The organism is Alcaligenes sp. Lyrl_28 (genome assembly GCF_051948705.1).
Classification (GTDB): Bacteria; Pseudomonadota; Gammaproteobacteria; order Burkholderiales; family Burkholderiaceae_B; genus Alcaligenes; species Alcaligenes ammonioxydans.
The window spans coordinates 1-551 of sequence record NZ_JAYJLG010000021.1; the positions used below are offsets into that span (position 1 = coordinate 1).

1 protein-coding gene is annotated in these 551 nt (G+C 61.2%); it reads right to left on the reverse strand.

Translation table 11 applies throughout. The annotated features are described in order from the left end of the window. A partial coding sequence (locus VF694_RS16425) for an autotransporter-associated beta strand repeat-containing protein (protein ID WP_440164914.1) occupies positions 1–551 on the reverse strand: 551 nt, incomplete at both ends.

The following is a 551-nucleotide window of genomic DNA, read 5'->3' on the forward strand; positions in this document are numbered from 1 at the left end:
AGGCAAATGCTGCAAAGGGGGTGTCATTGCGCTGGATCATCAAGGACAGGCCGGGGCCGTAGAGCAGCGTGGGTGACAGGAATGCCATGTCGTACGTAATGTGGCTGTATTTCCCTGTCACGCCCTGTGCTGCGTCCACGAAGGAATAGGCGACGTTTTGACGGAAAGGGCCGCCGGCCAGCTTCAGGGTGCCGTCGATATGGGCAGCACCGCCAACCACCAGACGATCTGTTGCGCCTGCGGTGCCGACTTCCAGTTCATGCACCGAACCGGCATGGGCGGTATAGTCGCCGCTGACGGTCAAGGTGCCTACAGAATTACCGGGGGCCAAGGTGCCGTAGTTATCGACTTGTGCGACCGTACCGGCCCCCCCCAGCGTTCCCTCACGCTCAACGATCACAGCAGAAGCCAGCGTGCCATTGACGGCCAGACGACCACCGCTGACGGTGGTGTCGCCGGTATAGCTGTTATTGCCCGTCAGCTCCAAAGAGCCGGCGCCGCGCTTGTGCAAGCCGCCTGTGCCCTTGATGTCATTGGCGAAAGTCGAGTTG